The organism is Mesorhizobium sp. M0195, assembly GCF_040322115.1.
In the GTDB taxonomy this organism is placed as follows: Bacteria; Pseudomonadota; Alphaproteobacteria; order Rhizobiales; family Rhizobiaceae; genus Mesorhizobium.
The window spans coordinates 123,414-138,884 of record NZ_JAMYSV010000012.1; the positions used below are offsets into that span (position 1 = coordinate 123,414).

Consider the following 15,471-nt stretch of genomic DNA (forward strand, 5'->3'; position numbering starts at 1 on the left):
TGCACTCAGTCGCTGGATTGGACTTCGCGAGCATGTAGATCACGGCCAACCGAATCACAAACGGCGAATCAGCAGGCCCGAATCGAAAAAGAAGCCGTCCAAGGTTTCCCTTGAACGGCTGGTCGAGCCCCCTTGCTCCCCCTGAACTCTTGACTGAAGTGCTGCCGATCGTCGCAAAACGACCGCTTCTGGAGTGGTTTTTGTGTGCCACAGGGCTGGCAGGCGCGCAACGTAAACTAGTTGTTAACCTTAACCGCCCCGACCCGTGAACAAGTATTAACGATGCTGGCACGCATCCTGCTCCGCAACGCATGTAGGTCTTCGGAGGGCGCCCTTCTGTTCACCGATGGGACATCTGAAGACAGAATGCGCGGAGCAGCATTAGCATGAACCAGACCGGATCGATCACGCTGTTCCATTATTGGAACCGGTTGCGTGACGGACGCCCTGCCCCGAAGCGCTCGGAAGTCGAACCGGCCGACATCAAGTCGCTGCTGGCCGACACGTTCATCCTGGAAAAGGACACGCGCGGCGAAGCGGTGTTCCGGCTCGCCGGCACCAGGCTTTGCGCAGTCTATGGCCGCGAATTAAAGGGATTTTCATTCCCTTCGCTGTGGCGCGAAAAGGACCAGCGGCTGATCTCGAAGCTCACCGACGGCGTCTTCGACCTGAAATCGGCGGCCCTCATTACCTATGAGGGTTTCAGCCGCAATGGCCGCTCCAACAGGTTTGAGCTGCTCGCGCTGCCGCTCGACGGCGGGGTCGAGAGCCCGCGCTGCCTCGGCGTGATAAGCGCCGTCGAAAAGCCCTTCTGGCTGGGCGCGGACCCGGTTTTCGACGCGTTGATCGATTCGATCCGTGTCGTCGATCCCGACAAGGAGCCGATGTTCCTGAAGAACCGGCCGGCGATGGAGGTTCCCTCGCTCGCCCCGTCGGAATTCGACCCGCCCGAGACGATTTCGGCGCTCGGCCAGGCCCGCCGCATCCGTCACCTGGTCGTCTTCGACGGCGGACGCGAGGAATGATGCCCAAAGCTTAAAGCAACAGCGCCGGATTTTCCCCTTTGTTAACCTGCTTTGTTGTAGTTTTCCGCTGAAATTCCCCGCATCCATGCGCGGAATGCCGAACGGGGTATGGCAGTGATGAGGTCAGCGGCGGTCGACCATGCACCGTCCCAAGCTGAAAGGCGTAACTTTCAGCGCGTCCGCGTGAAGATTTACGGACGCTTCATGCTGGAAGACCGCACCGAACATCCCTGCCAGGTAGTCGACATGTCGCCCGGCAACGTTTCGCTGCGCACCGAGCGCGCCGGCCTGGCTGGCGAAAAGGTCATTGCCTATATCGATCATATCGGACGCATCGAGGGCGTCATTACCCGCACTTTGCAGGATGGCTTTGCGATGACCGTCATCGCGTCGGAGCGCAAGAGGGACAAGCTCGCCGCGCAACTGACCTGGCTTGCCAACAAGCACGAGCTCGACTTGCCGGAAGACCGCCGCCATGAACGCGTCGCGCCGCGCAACCCGACGAGCGTGCTGCAGCTTGCCGACGGACGCCAGTACCAGTGCCGCATCATCGACCTGTCGCTGTCGGGCGCGGCGATCGAGATCGACGTCAAGCCGGCCATCGGCGTCCAGGTGACGCTGGGCACCATGCGCGGCCAGGTGGTGCGCCATTTCGAAGATGGCATCGCCATCGAGTTCGCCGTCATCCAGCGCCCCGAAACGCTTGATACCGAATTCAGCTCACCGCGCGGCTGACGCGGAAGCGTTAGCGCCATCGGGAAGCGAGGCTGGCGACCTTCGCGCCCCCTCGTCCCGCCATCTTAGCTGTTCGAACGGGGCGACGAAGCATGGGAACGCACCCGGCTGGAATCCATAAACAATTCTATACTCAATTGCATCAAATTTTATGTTTATTCTATTGTTGTTTTACTTAATGTCTACTTCGCGCTTTTGCGTCAAATAAATCCAGCCGTGTCATTGTCTCCTCAAACGGGGAGACGGAATAATGAACAGGATGAGGGGCAAGCTGTTGCTGGCGGCAATAGCGATGCAGCTTTTCGGCTGGGGGACTGCAAACGCGGCGGAGCCGGCCTTCATGCACACCGGCGGCCGCACCACACAGCCGGTCGGTCACTACGAATTGTGCCAGCAGTTTCCGCGGGAATGCAATCAGAGGACGCCTGACCAGGCACCGGTCGAGCTCACCCGCAAGCTGTGGGCGACGATCGTCAAGATCAACAATTCGGTCAACAGCAAGGTCGCGCCGCGCACCGACATGGAAATGTGGGGCAAGGAGGAAGTCTGGTCCTTTCCCAATAACGGCTTCGGCGACTGCGAGGACTATGCGCTGGAAAAGCGCCGCGAGCTGATGAGCATCGGCGTGCCGGCCGGCGATCTGCTGATGACGGTCGTGCGTCAGCGCAACGGCGACGGCCATGCTGTGCTGACCGTGCGCACCAGTCTTGGCGAGTTCATCCTCGACAATCTCCAGCCCAAGGTGCTGTCCTGGACCAATACCGGCTACACCTATCTGAAGCGCCAGTCCGACCGGAATTCCGGCGCCTGGGTGACGATCAACGACGGCCGCTCCGACGCGGTCGCCAGCGTCCGCTGAGGACGCCAATGCATGTCGCCCAAAAGCGCGTAGCGGTTGTGGGATAACGACATGCATAAAACAGAGGTTAAGTGCGTCGCATGACTTCGCGCTTTAGGAGAAACCCGGTCGAGTCCCCACCCTCCCCGTCCCCAACGACCGGGTTTAAGGAGCCGGCCCCGTCCCCGGGCCGGCTCCACCATTTCCGGCGGAACAACATCTCGATACAGTTATCTCGGCTTTGCCTCCAACTGCGCTTCGTCATCCAAGCTGTCTCACGATCGTTTGTGGGATACGAGCTGCCGTTTGCCGTCGAAACGCTGTTACTTGCCCCTGATACGGAACGTGTCGACAAAGGCGGAAAACGCCGGAGAGGGATGGCGTCGGCTTGGATAGTACAGGTGGTAACCCTGGAACGTCGGGCACCATTTGGTCAGGACTTCCTGAAGAAGGCCACTCTCAATGTGTGGCAGGACGAGTTCGCGCGGTAGATAGGCCAAGCCCACTCCGTCAAGCGCGGCCTGGATCGCCGGCCCCATGTTGTTAAGCGTCAGTTGCCCCTCGACCCGAGCACTGAACTCGCGCGCTCCTTCCCGCAATTCCCATGCATAGACCGATCCTGACGTCGGCAGCCGGTAGTTGATGCAGTTATGGTCGGTCAGCTCCTGCGGCGTCTGCGGCGGTGTCCGGTGGGCGAAGTAACGGGGTGAGCCGACGACAGTGTAGGTCACGTCGGCTCCGATGCGCACGGCTACCATGTCCCGGGCAATGGACTCGCCCAGCCGAACACCGGCGTCGAACTGGCGCTCGACGATGTTGGTGAAGGCGTTATCAACCACCAGCTCGACATTGATATCGGGGAAGTCGCTCAGGAACTTTGGCAGCCGGGCGCGGAAGACAATGTCGACCGAATCGTCGGTGCACACCAGGCGAATGTTGCCGGACGGCCTGTCGCGCAGGACGCCGAGAGCGCTGACCTCAGCCGCGATGCCTTCGAAATGCGGTTCGATGCCTTCCTTGAGGCGTTGACCGGCCGCCGTCGGGGCCACGTCGCGCGTGGTGCGAGACAGAAGACGGACGCCAAGCCGCGACTCCAGCGACTTGATGGTGTGGCTAAGAGCCGAAGGAGTGACGCCGAGCTTGGCGGCTGCTCGGGTGAAGCTCCGCGTCCGGGTGATCTCCAGAAACGCGCGCATTTCGGCGAACTCGTCGCGTGGCATTGATGAGCCTCATTCACAACCACATCAAAATTATACCCGCTAGTCGCATTTGGCCAGCCCGACTACTTAATTCGGGAACGGACAGGAGACTGCCTTATGACCATTGAACTCGCGCTGGGCGAGGCCGCCGCTGCTGACAGCACGACGACCCCATGGTCTGCGGTGGTCTGCCTGTCGCTGCTGACCTTCCTTCTGGTCGGACTGGAGTTCCTGCCGGTGAGCCTGCTCACCCCGATCGCTCAGGATCTGGCCGTCTCCGAGGGTCAGGCCGGCCAGGCAATCGCGGTATCCGGATTCTTCGCCGTGGTTACCAGCCTCTTCGGCAACTCGCTGTTGCGAAACGTCGATCGACGGACGGTGGTTCTGCTCCATACGGCAGTGCTGGCCGCATCGAGCTTGGCGGTGGCGGTTGCTCCCAACTTCCTGGTCTTCCTGGCCGGGCGGGCGCTGGTCGGCATCGCGATCGGCGGTTTCTGGTCACTGTCGACGGCCATTCTGGCCCGCTTGGCCCCGGGACCCGACCTGCCCAAGGCCATTGCCTTGCTCCAGGGTGGCACTGCGTTCGCATTGGTGATCGCCGCGCCCGTCGGCAGCTTCCTCGGATCGCTGATCGGATGGCGGGGAACCTTTTTCGTCACTGTCCCCATCGGCCTTGCGGCGCTCGTGTGGCAGTTGGCCGTTCTCCCGAAGTTGCCACCGATGGAGACCGCCTCGGTGTCGAGCATGTTCGGCCTGCTGCGGAATCGCAGATTCGCCATCGGCATGGGCGCGACCGGGCTCGCTTTCATCGGGCAGAACGCGCTCTCGATCTATCTGCGGCCGTTTCTGGAAAACGTGACGGGCCTCGAGGTGAGCACCCTCTCAATAGCTTTGTTGGGTGTCGGCCTCGGTGGCCTGGCGGGACTGTCGATCATCGGCCTCATCCTCCGGCGGCACCTCACAGCCGTGCTGATCGGGCTGCCGAGTGCACTCGCGATCTTTGCTCTACTGCTGATTGCGTTTGGACCGTTTGCAGGCGCCACGGCCGGCCTGCTGGTTCTTTGGGGATTTTTCGCGACTCCGATCCCGGTGGCGTGGAACACCTGGATGACCGCGCTCATCCCCGAAGACCTGGAGGCCGGCGGCGGACTGCAGGTTGCCCTGATCCAGCTCGCGATCGCGGGCGGCGCTATCGCGGGAGGCCTGCTGTTCGACGCGGCCGGCTGGTGGAGCGCCTTCCTTCTCGCGGCCGTCCTGCTCACGGGCTCGGCCTTGCTCGCCGCCTCGGCCGGCCCCCGCACCTGAACTCTTTCAATTCTTGTCTAGGAGAATCTCATGTCCGAAGGAATCGAGAACAAGGTCGTCGTCATCACCGGTGCCAGCAGCGGCCTCGGTGAAGCGACGGCACGCCATCTTGCCGCGCGAGGCGCTTCCGTGGTTCTGGGTGCACGCCGGTCACACCGCATCGACGCCCTTGTCCAGGAACTGACCGCCGCTGGGCACAATGCCAAGGCCGTCACCACGGACGTCACCGACAGCGACCAGGTCCAGCATCTGGTGAACACGGCGGTCCGGGAATTCGGCCGCATCGACGTGATGCTCAACAATGCGGGCCTCATGCCGTTGGCCCCGCTCGAACGGCTCAAGATCGACGAATGGGACCGGATGATCGACGTCAACATCAAGGGCGTTCTTTACGGCATCGCGGCCGCGCTTCCGTACATGAAGGAACAGCGATCGGGCCACATTATCAATGTCTCGTCCGTATACGGCCATGTGGTCGACCCGGGTGCGGCGGTCTATTGCGCCACCAAGTTCGCCGTGCGTGCGCTGTCCGAGGGTCTGCGGAAAGAGGTGAAACCCTACAACATCCGCACCACGGTGATCTCGCCGGGCGCTGTCACCACAGAGTTGCTTGAGCACATCAGCGAGAAGGATATCCAGCAGGACACCAGGGACTTCGTGAGCAAGATCGCCGTGGGGCCAGATACGTTTGCCCGCACGGTCGCCTTCGCGATCAACGAGCCCGACGACGTCGATATCAACGAGATCTTGTTCCGGCCGACCGCCCAGCCGGTTTGACTTGGAAGGGGCTATGCTTTCGGTATCCCAAGGCCGGCTCCACCATTTCTGGATCGGCTAGACCTTCTTCAGCCCAGCCCTGAATCGCCTCCCGTTGGCCATATAATGCGCGGCCGAGGCGCGCAGCCTGGCCATTGCGGCTTCGTCGAGCGTCCTGACGACGCGCGCGGGCGAGCCGACGATCAGCGAATTGTCGGCGAATTGCTTACCTTCGGTGACCAGCGCGCCGGCCCCGACCAGCGAGTTGTTACCGATCTTCGCGCCGTTCAGCACGATGGCGCCCATGCCGATCAGGCTGTTGTCGCCGATCGTGCAGCCATGCAGCAAGGCACGGTGGCCGATCGTGCAGCCTTGGCCGACGGTCAGCGGAAAGCCGGCGTCGGTGTGCATGATTGTGTGCTCCTGCACGTTGGTGTCGGCGCCGATGACGATCGGCTCGTCGTCGCCGCGGACGACGACGCCGAACCAGAAGCCGGCATTGCGGCCGATCCTGATATTGCCGATCAGCGTGGCATCGGGCGCGATCCAGTTGCTGTCGACGTCCTCGAAGGCGGGCGCTTTTCCGTCAATCGCGTAGATCGGCATTGCTGTCTCCAGATCGTCTCACACCGACAAGCTGTCAGACCCTAGAAGCGAAGCCGCCCAGGACGCAATGGCGATCACCACCATGCCCAGCGCCAGCGCCCAAATGGTCGCCGTACAGCCGCAGGAGATCAGCGCCAGCACCGAAATGCGACGCTCGCGCCAGGCGTCCAGCGCCTCATTGGCGAACATCAGCGGCCCGGCGCAAGCCGTCGCGGCGAGCGAGCGCAACATGTGCTTCGACGACACATAGGGCTGGACGAAGGCAAGCTTGCGGCCGGCGATCAGCTCCATCGCCGATCCGGCCAGGCCGCAAGCCGTCAGCCCAGCCATAAAACTGAATATGATTTGTTCGACCGGCCCCATCTTTACTCTCCGTTTACCATGAAATCGCACAGTCGTCCGCAAAAGCTGCGAAGCAAGAGCCGTGCCGCGCCGAGATGTGCCGCTCAGGTACACCCGATGAGACGGCAAATGAGGGTCGCGATGAAGCAGGCAGCCGCCACAGAGGGCCCGCAACTCAGCGTCGTCGATTCGACGCTGATGAAGCGGGTGTTTTATGCGTTCGCGACGCTGGCGCTGCTTTCCGTGGCGATCAGCCTCGGCGGCAAATGGTTCGGCCGCTCGATCGCCATGGCCGGGTACACCGACGACACCACGGTCCACAAGGTCGTCATCGGCAACAACGTCATCGCCGTGCCGGCCAATGTCATCCGCTTTGCCCAGGCCCGGCGCGACGGCATCGCCTCGCGGCTTGACCTCTATCTGCGCTATCCCGAGATGGACGGCTACAGCGAGGCTGCCCGCAACGACTTCAACCACACCGGACCCAGCAAGGACATCGTCTTCCAGTCGTTCGAGCCGCAGATGATGTCGCGCGACATGAGCGGCCGCTTTGCGCCGATCTACAGTGCGCTGATTGCCAAGCTGGGTACGCCCGGCCCTGGCGGCACGACGCTTTACGCCTTCAGCGAAAAATCGGGCTATCTCAACGAAGTGCTGGCGGTCGCCGACCGCCCCGGCAAGGATCCGTTCGTCGCACGCTGCCTGAGCGGCCCGAGCGCGGACGAATCGCTAGCGCCCTGCGAGCGCGACATCCTGGTCGGCGACAATCTCAGCCTCACCTACCGCTTCCCCCGGGAATTCCTGGGCGACTGGCAGGCGCTCGACGCGGCGATTTCGGGCGAGGCAGCGCGTGTGCTGAAGACCGGGCGGTAAGCAACGAAACGAGCCGTTCCGCAGGGATCCTTCGCGTCCCTCTCTGTCCTGCCGGACATCTCCACGAGGGGGTAGATCGGCCGTCATCTTGGCTTTCGCCAATCTCCAATGTTGCAGGAAGAGCGCAGCGCCGAAGCTGCCAATCTCCCCCCAAGTGGTCCCCAAGTGGGGGAGATGGCCGGCAGGCCAGAGGGAGGCGCTGTCCCGCCGGCGTCTTGCAAGGTTCCGTACCGCCGCTGCGCTTGAGGCGTAGCGGCCAGCTAAATCTCCGGCTCAGGCCAGATCGATGTCGAGGATCGCCATCGAGAAATTATAGTCCCCGTCGTCCTCGTCCTTGAAGACGATGCCGAGGAACTCGTCGCCGACATAGACCTCGGCCGAATCTTCCTTGCGCGGCCGCGCCTTCACTTCGAGTTTGGGATTCTGGAAGGTGCGCTTGAAATAAGCATCCAGCTTTCTGATTTCGTCCGGCTTCAACAGTCTTCTCCGATCGTCGCTTGCTAAAGTGCGTCGCGTCTGAAGAGATCGATGCGACGCGCTTTGAATCCTTCTTCATGCATGTCGCTATCCCAAAACTGCTGGGCACTTTTGGGCGACATGCATTGGTGAGCGCGCTTCTGGCACGTCGACAATGGCCATGTAAAGGCAAGCCGGCACAGGGGGCAGGAATTCAGCCCCCGCCCGAGCACTCAGATGTCGAAGCTGACGACGTGGTCCATCGTCTGCGATGGCAACAGCTGGTCCATCTGCCGCGAAGGCTGATCGCAGCCGGTCTCGCCGACGACGCGGGCCGGCACGCCGGCAACCGTCTTGTTGTGCGGCACTGGCGACAGCACCACCGAGCCGGCCGCGATCTTCGAGCAATGGCCGATCTCGATGTTGCCGAGGATCTTGGCGCCGGCGCCGATCAGCACGCCGTAGCGGATCTTAGGGTGGCGGTCGCCGCCGGCCTTGCCGGTGCCGCCCAGCGTCACGCCGTGCAGGATCGACACGTCGTCCTCGATGACCGCCGTCTGGCCGACGACGAGGCCGGTGGCGTGATCGAGGAAGATGCCCTTGCCGATGCGGGCGGCCGGATTGATGTCGGTCTGGAACACCGAGGACGACCGGCTCTGCAAATACAGTGCAAAATCCTGGCGGCCCTGGTTCCACAGCCAATGCGCCAGCCGGTGCGTCTGGATGGCATGAAAACCCTTGAAGTAGAGCACCGGCATGATGAAGCGGTCGCAGGCCGGATCGCGATCGTAATAGGCCTGGATGTCGACGCGCACCGTCGTCGACCAATCATTGTCGTCGGCCGCCATCGCCTTGAACGTCTGGCGGATGAGGTCGGAGCCGATGTCCTGGTGGGCGAGGCGCTCGGCCAGCCGGTGAATGACCGCTTCTTCCAGGTTTTCCTGGTTGAGGATGGTCGAATAGAGGAACGCCGCCAGCAGCGGCTCGCGGTTGACCGCTTCCATCGCTTCGTCGCGGATCGAACGCCAGATCGGATCTACCGGCTGCACCATGGTGGGACGGGAAATCGTAACGCTGTTCATCTGATGTCTCCGGCCATCCAATGTCATCCACTGTCTCGGTTGGCGGCTTGCCTATTCTCCGGCCGCACCTATAAGCCAGATCATAGCACGGGTGAACTCAATTTTCCTTAGTGCTTCGTCAAATGGATTTGGTTGGCGGAATTTCAAGCAGCCATGGAAAACGCAACCTTGATGGACGAGACCCTGAAGCGCGAGCTTTCCGCGCTCTATGCGGCCGAAGATCGCCACTACCACGACCTTGGCCATATCGAGGCGATGCTGGCGCTAGCCAACGATTACAAGGCATTGCTGCATGATCCTGAAGCAGTCGAAGCGGCGATCTGGTTCCACGACGCGATCTACGACAGCCGCGCCAAGGACAATGAGGCGAGGAGTGCCGCACTTGCCGAGGAGAAGCTCGCTGGCCGCGCCGACGCACAACGCATCGGTCGCATCGCGGCGATGATCACTGCCACTGCCAGCCACGAATTGCCGCCCCTTGGCGATCAACATTCGGTTCGTGACGCGGCGCTGTTCCTCGACATGGACCTGGCGATCCTGGGTGCCGCGCCTGACGTGTTTGACGCCTACGAACAGGCGGTTCGCCGCGAATACCAGTGGGTCGACGAGCCTATGTGGCGGGCCGGCCGTGCCGCCGTCCTGAAGGGCTTCCTCGCGCGACCGCATATCTTTCACAGCGAGGAATTCCGCCGGCGCTTCGAAACGCGGGCCAAGCAAAACATTGCACGCTCGCTCAGGGCGCTCGACAATCGCCCAGGCGGATCGTAGGTCGACGCGTCGCTCGCTGGCCCGCCGGAGGTTTGCCCGAAATCAGGTGAATGCGCCAAAAGTCGATGCCATTGCCCACAACATGAACACCCCAGCCGCCAGCGACGCACCATTGACCACGATGCCAGCCAGGCCGAGCACACGATTGTCGTTTGGGCGACCAACGGCCATCAACCCGAAGACCACTCCCGTAAGATGTGCCAAAGGCCCGGCCAGAAAAAATACCGCAGCGAAGAAGCCCGTCGCACTATTCTGGAGCAGTGGAGACGCATCGCTCGGCATTGCTATCAACGCGGTGATCGCCATCGCCCCTGCCGCTAAAGCAGCCAGCGCTAGAACAACGGACCATTCGCCGAACGTGCTTTTTGCAATGACGCCCGGCAAAGCGGCGTCGGTCCTTCCCCATTGTGCCATGATACCCCCTGCCCTCCGTTCAGCGCATGGCGGGTTTGAACCGATCCACACGTCGCGCTTATTTACTCCTGTATCGTTGCAAAACCGCTAAGGACCCCAGCTTCAGGCGCAATGGCCGCTTCGGGAGCCGTCCATCAAAGCGGATGCTCGGCATAAAACTCCAGCACGCGCTGCTTGAAGGTCTTGTCGCCGACCGCCAGCATATGGTCGCGGCCTTCGATGTGAAAAGCCCTGGCGTTGGGCATCAGAGCGGCGAGTTCATCCGGCGAGCCGCCGATGTCGTCCTTGGTGCCGACGGCGATCAGCGTCGGCTGGGCAATGCGGGCAATGTCGGCCTCGCTCAGCAATTCGCGCGAGGTAGCGATGCAGGCGGCAAGCGCGCGGCGATCGCTGCGGGTCTGATCGGCGAAGGCGCGGAACGACCGGCCGCGCGGGTCGCTGGTGCCTGCCGGATCCTCGGCCAGGAGGGCGTCGGCTATAGGATCCCAGTCGCCAACACCGTCGACCATGCCGACGCCGAGACCGCCGAAGACCAGCGTCGCCACCTTGTCCGGGTTGGAGAGCGCCAGGAACGCCGATATGCGCGCGCCCATTGAATAACCCATGACATGGGCGCGTTCGATGCCGAGATGGTTCAAAAGCGCTGCCGCGTCGGACGCCATTTTTGCCGGCGTGTAGTCGGCTTCGTCATAGCTCTTCGACGACGAGCCATGGCCGCGATTGTCGAAGGCGATCGCACGGTAGCCGGCATCGTTCAGCGTCTTGAACCAGCCGGGCGACACCCAGTTGACGTAATGGCTCGAGGCAAAGCCGTGGATCATCAGCACCGGATCGCCCAGCCCCGATGCCGATTGGCGATCAAGGAAAGCAAGGTCGAAACCACCATGGGAGAAGAACTGCATCGGCCGAAGATCCTGCCCGTTCGTTCAGTCGGAATCGACACTCGGCGCGTCGCCCTTGTCGGGCGGCGGCATGGCCGGCCCCGGCGCCGTGCCGATGGCCGGATGGCGCAGCAGGTCGCCGTCCTTAATGCCCTTTTTGGCGGCGGTGCCTGCCCTGAGCTCGAGCACGAAGCGCACCGGTTCGCCCGGCGAGATGATCGCCTCCGACTGCGGCTCGCCTTGCTCGATCGCCCGGATCCGGCCGTCCTGGCCGACGAAGATCAGATCGAGCGGCATCGGCGTGTTCTTCATCCAGAAGCTCACATCCTGCGGCGCACCGAACACGAACAGCATGCCGTGATTGTCGGCCATGTGGCGGCGGAACATCAGGCCGGCCTCGCGCTCGGCGGGCGTGTCGGCAATTTCGACGGAGAAAGAACGCTCGCCGGCCTTCGTCACCGCGACCAGCGGCGCCGGGTCGACGGGAAGGATCATCGCCTTGCCGTCGGCCGAACTCGGTTGCTGAAAATAGAAGAACGCACTTGCGGCGACGATGAGTAAAATCCCGGCGCAGAGCGCGCCCGCCGTCAGCCGGTTCCTGTGAGCCATATGAAATCCTCGACCGGAACTAATGCGAGACCGGCAAGGTACCCATATCGGGGTGAATTTCGGCAGCCATAAGGCCTTTGTCGCCGCGCCCGAAGCGGACCAGCACCACCTGGCCCGGGCGGAGTTCGGTGATGCCGTAGCGGCGCAGCGTCTCCATGTGGACGAAAATATCCTCGGTGCCCTCGCCCCGGGTCAGAAAGCCGAACCCTTTGGTGCGGTTGAACCATTTCACCAGCGCCCGTTCGAGGCCGCTTTCCGGCGTCACCGCGACATGGGTGCGCTGCTCCTGCATCTCCGCCGGATGGATCGCCGTTGTGACATCCATCGAGAGCACGCGGAAGGCCTGCAGCCCACGCTCGCCCTGCTTGACCAGGCAGACGACGCGGGCGCCTTCAAGCGCGGTCTGAAAACCGTCCTTTCGAAGGCATGTCACGTGGAGGAGGATGTCGCCCGAAGTACCATCATCGGGAAGGATGAAACCGTAGCCCTTGGCCACGTCGAACCATTTGATGGCGCCGGCGATTTCGACGAGATCGGCCGTATCGGCGCTCTCATCCCGCTTCAACGCATCGCTACCGGCCCCGTCCCGCCCCATGAAAGAGGCCTTTTCCCCCATAAGAACGCCCCCTTTTTTCAAGAAACACTGCAACTGATTCTTGGTATCAGATTAACACCGCGGCTTCCGGTGTGTGCAAGACCTGACGTGCCTTTTTTCACGGTTCCGTACAGGAATAGCGGATTTGCCGTTTGCCGGCGCTGGCAAGCGTGGCCGATTGCCCTTTGGCCGGGCCGCCCCTATGGTGCGCCGCAACGCAACATAAGGAGGAAATCATGCGCTATCTGCACACCATGGTCCGCATCGCCGACATCGATGCTTCGCTCGATTTCTACTGCAACAAGCTTGGCCTCAAGGAGGTGCGCCGCCATGAAAACGAGCAGGGCCGCTACACGCTGATCTTCCTCGCCGCGCCCGAAGACGAGCAGAGCGGCATCTCCGAAAAGGCGCCGCTGATCGAGCTGACCTACAATTGGGACCCGGAAGACTACAAGGGCGGCCGCAATTTCGGCCATCTCGCCTATGAGGTCGACGATATCTACGCCACCTGCCAGCGGCTGATGGACAATGGCGTTACCATCAACCGGCCGCCGCGCGACGGCAACATGGCGTTCGTCAAATCGCCGGACGGCATCTCGATCGAGCTGTTGCAGAAAGGTCCGGCCAAGCCGAAGGCCGAGCCGTGGGCCTCGATGCCGAACACCGGCAGCTGGTAACCGATCACGCTATCTTGAGCGGACGCAGGCGGCGCCCTGGTTCGGTTTTCGCGTCCGCATTCCCAAGGAGAATTCATTCATGCCGGCCAGCCATGTCGACGTCGCCACCGAACATGCCAGCCGCTATCTGCAGCAGCTGTGCAAACATTGGGCGCACAAGTTTCCCGTCGAATTCGACCCGAACCACGGCACCATCGATCTGACGCTCGGCCGCACGGTTCTCGATGCGGACCCGGCTGCGCTGCACATTGCGGTGACGACCGATGAAGCCGGCTCGCTCGAGCGCCTGGAAACGGTCGTCGCCGAGCACATCAAGCGCTTCGCCTTCCGTGAAGAGCTGGCATTCGACTGGCAACGCGCTCCGGCCGCGTAGACGACCTGTCAACCGCGAGCCTTGGCCATCTCGAGCAGCATCAGCACGGTGCGCCAGTTGCGCGCCGTGCAGTGCACCTTCAGAACGCGCGGGATGAGATTGGCAAAGACCGATTTGCCGAGGCCGTCGGGCGCATGCAGGTAGAGCACGTCGCCCTTGATCTCGAAGCGTTCGGGCCCGGTGCATTTTTCCGCCAGCCGGGCGATGTCCTCGGCGGTCGGCCGGCGCTCCAGCGCATAGGCATGCAGCTTAGTCGGCTCGCCGGCCGCTTCCGGATAGGGATTGTCCGCCGCCAGCCGCTCGAGCCAGCCGAGATCGCGCACCATGATGCGCGATTGGAAGCCCCATCTCTTCTCGAATTCCGCTTCCAGCCGCCTGGTCAGCGTCGCCGCATCGCCATCTGGCGACCAGAACACGGCGTTGCCGCTCTGCACATAGGTGGCGACATCGGAGAAGCCGAGCTGCTCAAAAAATGACCTGAGTTCCGCCATCTTGACGATGCGGTTGCCGCCGACATTGATGCCGGAAAACAGCGCGATAAAAACCTTCGCCGGAGTGTTCGGAAGGTCGTTGCTGCTCATATGATGAACCCGGCGAGCGTCTCGTTGTCGGTGATGTCTTGGTAGTGAACGCTTTCGGCGTCGAAATTCGCCTTGAGCAGGTCGAAATTGCGGCGGTCCTTGGTTTCGATGCCGATCAGCACCGAGCCGAAATTGCGCGCCGATTTCTTCAGATATTCGAAGCGGGCGATGTCGTCGTCGGGGCCTAGCAATTCGAGGAAATCGCGCAACGCGCCGGGCCGCTGCGGAAAGCGGATGATGAAGTATTTCTTCAAGCCCTCGAAGCGCAGCGCCCGTTCCTTCACATCCGGCAGCCGCTCGAAATCGAAATTGCCGCCGGACACCACGGCGACGATGGTCTTGCCCCTGATTTCCTTTTTGGAAAAATCCTTGAGCGCATCGATCGCCAGCGCACCGGCCGGCTCGAGCACGACGCCTTCGACATTGAGCATTTCGATCATGGTCGCGCAGAGCCGGTTTTCCGGGATCAGCCGCACTGCATCGGCAGCAAACTCCTTGAGGTGGCGCAACGGCTCGCGGCCGATCTCGGCCACCGCCGCTCCGTCGACGAAATTGTCGACCTTGGCGAGCTTGACCCGCTTTCCGGCGGCAAGGCTTTCGCTCAGGCTCGGGGCGCCGGCCGGCTCGCAAAAGACGAAACGTGTTTCACGCAGCTGGTCGGCGAAATAATGGGTGACGCCGGCGGCCAGGCCGCCGCCGCCGACCGGCAGCATGACGATATCAGCCATGTGCGCGCCGGGCATCTGGCCTGATATCTCGTAGGCGACCGTCGCCTGCCCCTCGATGATGTCCTTGTGGTCGAAAGGCGGCACCATGTGCGCGCCGGCAGTTTCGGTGAATTCGAGTGCCGCGCGGTAGCAGTCGTCGAAAAAATCGCCGACCAGCCTGATCTCGACGAACTCGCCGCCGAACAGCCGCGTCTTGTCGATCTTCTGCTGCGGCGTGGTCACCGGCATGAAGACGACGCCCTTCTTGCCGAAATGGCGGCAGACGAAGGCAAAGCCCTGCGCGTGATTGCCGGCCGAGGCGCAGACGAACAGCTCGGCAGCGTTGCCGGCGGCAAGCGTCTTGCGGAAGAAGTTGAAGGCGCCGCGGATCTTGTAGGAGCGCACCGGCGTCAGGTCCTCGCGCTTCAGCAGCACCCGCGCGCCGCTCTTCTTCGACAGATAGTCGTTTTCCTGCAGCGGCGTTTCCGGAAAGATCTCGCGGATCGCGGCAGCGGCGGCAGCGACGCGAGAGGAGAAACTGGTCATGGCAAGAGCACCCCACAGGCTAGCCGAATTCGGTCCCGCTATTGCATATCCGGCTTCACGAAGCCATTGTCCGGCCACCCTGAAAGGGTGTTCCCAAAACCTC

20 protein-coding genes are annotated in these 15,471 nt (G+C 62.3%); 9 read left to right on the forward strand and 11 right to left on the reverse strand.

Annotated elements, in window-relative coordinates:
- Window positions 1-386: 386 nt before the first annotated feature.
- The 3 genes from NKJ12_RS21980 to NKJ12_RS21990 all read left to right on the forward strand — a co-directional run bounded on the left by NKJ12_RS21980 (window position 387) and on the right by NKJ12_RS21990 (window position 2,619).
- A complete protein-coding gene (locus tag NKJ12_RS21980; RefSeq protein WP_352705068.1) occupies window positions 387-1,025 on the forward strand; it encodes a PAS domain-containing protein in 639 nt (212 codons plus the stop codon).
- 117 nt (window positions 1,026-1,142) lie between these two features.
- Window positions 1,143-1,760 (forward strand): PilZ domain-containing protein, encoded by a 618-nt coding sequence (locus tag NKJ12_RS21985; RefSeq protein ID WP_254817716.1) that lies wholly within the window; start codon window positions 1,143-1,145, stop codon window positions 1,758-1,760.
- 259 nt (window positions 1,761-2,019) lie between these two features.
- Window positions 2,020-2,619: a transglutaminase-like cysteine peptidase gene (locus NKJ12_RS21990; RefSeq protein ID WP_352508589.1), complete on the forward strand. Its 600-nt coding sequence runs from the start codon at window positions 2,020-2,022 to the stop codon at window positions 2,617-2,619.
- 302 nt (window positions 2,620-2,921) lie between these two features.
- Here NKJ12_RS21990 and NKJ12_RS21995 read toward each other — a convergent pair whose 3' ends face one another.
- Entirely contained in the window at window positions 2,922-3,818 is an 897-nt protein-coding gene (locus tag NKJ12_RS21995; RefSeq protein WP_352508578.1) for a LysR family transcriptional regulator, read from the reverse strand.
- 96 nt (window positions 3,819-3,914) lie between these two features.
- Between NKJ12_RS21995 and NKJ12_RS22000 the strand changes: the two genes are divergently transcribed.
- Window positions 3,915-5,102, forward strand: a complete 1,188-nt coding sequence (locus NKJ12_RS22000) for an MFS transporter (RefSeq protein WP_352705070.1) — start codon at window positions 3,915-3,917, stop codon at window positions 5,100-5,102.
- A 30-nt stretch (window positions 5,103-5,132) separates the two neighbouring features.
- On the forward strand, window positions 5,133-5,879 hold the full coding sequence (locus tag NKJ12_RS22005; RefSeq protein WP_352705072.1) for an SDR family oxidoreductase: 747 nt from the start codon (window positions 5,133-5,135) through the stop codon (window positions 5,877-5,879).
- Between the two features lie 57 nt (window positions 5,880-5,936).
- Here NKJ12_RS22005 and NKJ12_RS22010 read toward each other — a convergent pair whose 3' ends face one another.
- Together NKJ12_RS22010 and NKJ12_RS22015 are read right to left on the reverse strand one after the other, a co-directional pair.
- Window positions 5,937-6,464, reverse strand: coding sequence for a gamma carbonic anhydrase family protein (locus tag NKJ12_RS22010; RefSeq protein ID WP_352705074.1), 528 nt, complete (start codon window positions 6,462-6,464; stop codon window positions 5,937-5,939).
- 18 nt (window positions 6,465-6,482) lie between these two features.
- A complete protein-coding gene (locus tag NKJ12_RS22015) occupies window positions 6,483-6,827 on the reverse strand; it encodes a DUF6949 family protein (protein ID WP_352705076.1) in 345 nt (114 codons plus the stop codon).
- Between the two features lie 120 nt (window positions 6,828-6,947).
- Between NKJ12_RS22015 and NKJ12_RS22020 the strand changes: the two genes are divergently transcribed.
- The gene (locus NKJ12_RS22020; RefSeq protein WP_352705117.1) at window positions 6,948-7,679 is read left to right on the forward strand and encodes a hypothetical protein; all 732 of its coding nucleotides are present in this window, start codon (window positions 6,948-6,950) and stop codon (window positions 7,677-7,679) included.
- 273 nt (window positions 7,680-7,952) lie between these two features.
- Here NKJ12_RS22020 and NKJ12_RS22025 read toward each other — a convergent pair whose 3' ends face one another.
- Both NKJ12_RS22025 and cysE read right to left on the reverse strand, forming a co-directional pair.
- Window positions 7,953-8,156, reverse strand: a complete 204-nt coding sequence (locus tag NKJ12_RS22025) for a DUF3126 family protein (protein WP_023674799.1) — start codon at window positions 8,154-8,156, stop codon at window positions 7,953-7,955.
- A gap of 212 nt (window positions 8,157-8,368) precedes the next feature.
- Window positions 8,369-9,217, reverse strand: a complete 849-nt coding sequence (cysE, locus tag NKJ12_RS22030) for a serine O-acetyltransferase (RefSeq protein ID WP_352705078.1) — start codon at window positions 9,215-9,217, stop codon at window positions 8,369-8,371.
- Window positions 9,218-9,370: 153 nt separating this feature from the next.
- On the opposite strand from cysE, the gene NKJ12_RS22035 reads away from it, so the two are divergent.
- Window positions 9,371-9,985 (forward strand): HD domain-containing protein, encoded by a 615-nt coding sequence (locus tag NKJ12_RS22035; RefSeq protein ID WP_352705080.1) that lies wholly within the window; start codon window positions 9,371-9,373, stop codon window positions 9,983-9,985.
- A 42-nt stretch (window positions 9,986-10,027) separates the two neighbouring features.
- Here NKJ12_RS22035 and NKJ12_RS22040 read toward each other — a convergent pair whose 3' ends face one another.
- The 4 genes from NKJ12_RS22040 to NKJ12_RS22055 all read right to left on the reverse strand — a co-directional run bounded on the left by NKJ12_RS22040 (window position 10,028) and on the right by NKJ12_RS22055 (window position 12,505).
- Window positions 10,028-10,399 carry a hypothetical protein gene (locus NKJ12_RS22040; protein WP_352705082.1) on the reverse strand — a complete coding sequence of 124 codons (372 nt, stop codon included), beginning with the start codon at window positions 10,397-10,399 and terminating at the stop codon, window positions 10,028-10,030.
- Window positions 10,400-10,533: 134 nt separating this feature from the next.
- Complete coding sequence (locus NKJ12_RS22045) at window positions 10,534-11,301, reverse strand: alpha/beta fold hydrolase (RefSeq protein WP_352705084.1); 768 nt, start codon at window positions 11,299-11,301, stop codon at window positions 10,534-10,536.
- 24 nt (window positions 11,302-11,325) lie between these two features.
- On the reverse strand, window positions 11,326-11,889 hold the full coding sequence (locus NKJ12_RS22050; RefSeq protein ID WP_352705086.1) for a DUF192 domain-containing protein: 564 nt from the start codon (window positions 11,887-11,889) through the stop codon (window positions 11,326-11,328).
- Between the two features lie 19 nt (window positions 11,890-11,908).
- Entirely contained in the window at window positions 11,909-12,505 is a 597-nt protein-coding gene (locus tag NKJ12_RS22055; protein WP_502901847.1) for a cold-shock protein, read from the reverse strand.
- Window positions 12,506-12,720: 215 nt separating this feature from the next.
- On the opposite strand from NKJ12_RS22055, the gene gloA reads away from it, so the two are divergent.
- Both gloA and NKJ12_RS22065 read left to right on the forward strand, forming a co-directional pair.
- Window positions 12,721-13,161 (forward strand): lactoylglutathione lyase, encoded by a 441-nt coding sequence (gene gloA / locus NKJ12_RS22060; RefSeq protein WP_352509416.1) that lies wholly within the window; start codon window positions 12,721-12,723, stop codon window positions 13,159-13,161.
- Between the two features lie 79 nt (window positions 13,162-13,240).
- Window positions 13,241-13,534, forward strand: coding sequence for a DUF2218 domain-containing protein (locus tag NKJ12_RS22065; RefSeq protein WP_352705088.1), 294 nt, complete (start codon window positions 13,241-13,243; stop codon window positions 13,532-13,534).
- Between the two features lie 8 nt (window positions 13,535-13,542).
- Here NKJ12_RS22065 and NKJ12_RS22070 read toward each other — a convergent pair whose 3' ends face one another.
- A complete protein-coding gene (locus tag NKJ12_RS22070; protein WP_352705090.1) occupies window positions 13,543-14,115 on the reverse strand; it encodes a DUF1697 domain-containing protein in 573 nt (190 codons plus the stop codon).
- Window positions 14,112-15,368: a threonine ammonia-lyase IlvA gene (ilvA, locus tag NKJ12_RS22075; protein ID WP_352705092.1), complete on the reverse strand. Its 1,257-nt coding sequence runs from the start codon at window positions 15,366-15,368 to the stop codon at window positions 14,112-14,114. The genes NKJ12_RS22070 and ilvA overlap by 4 nt, the downstream gene beginning before the upstream one ends.
- Between the last annotated feature and the right edge of the window lie 103 nt (window positions 15,369-15,471).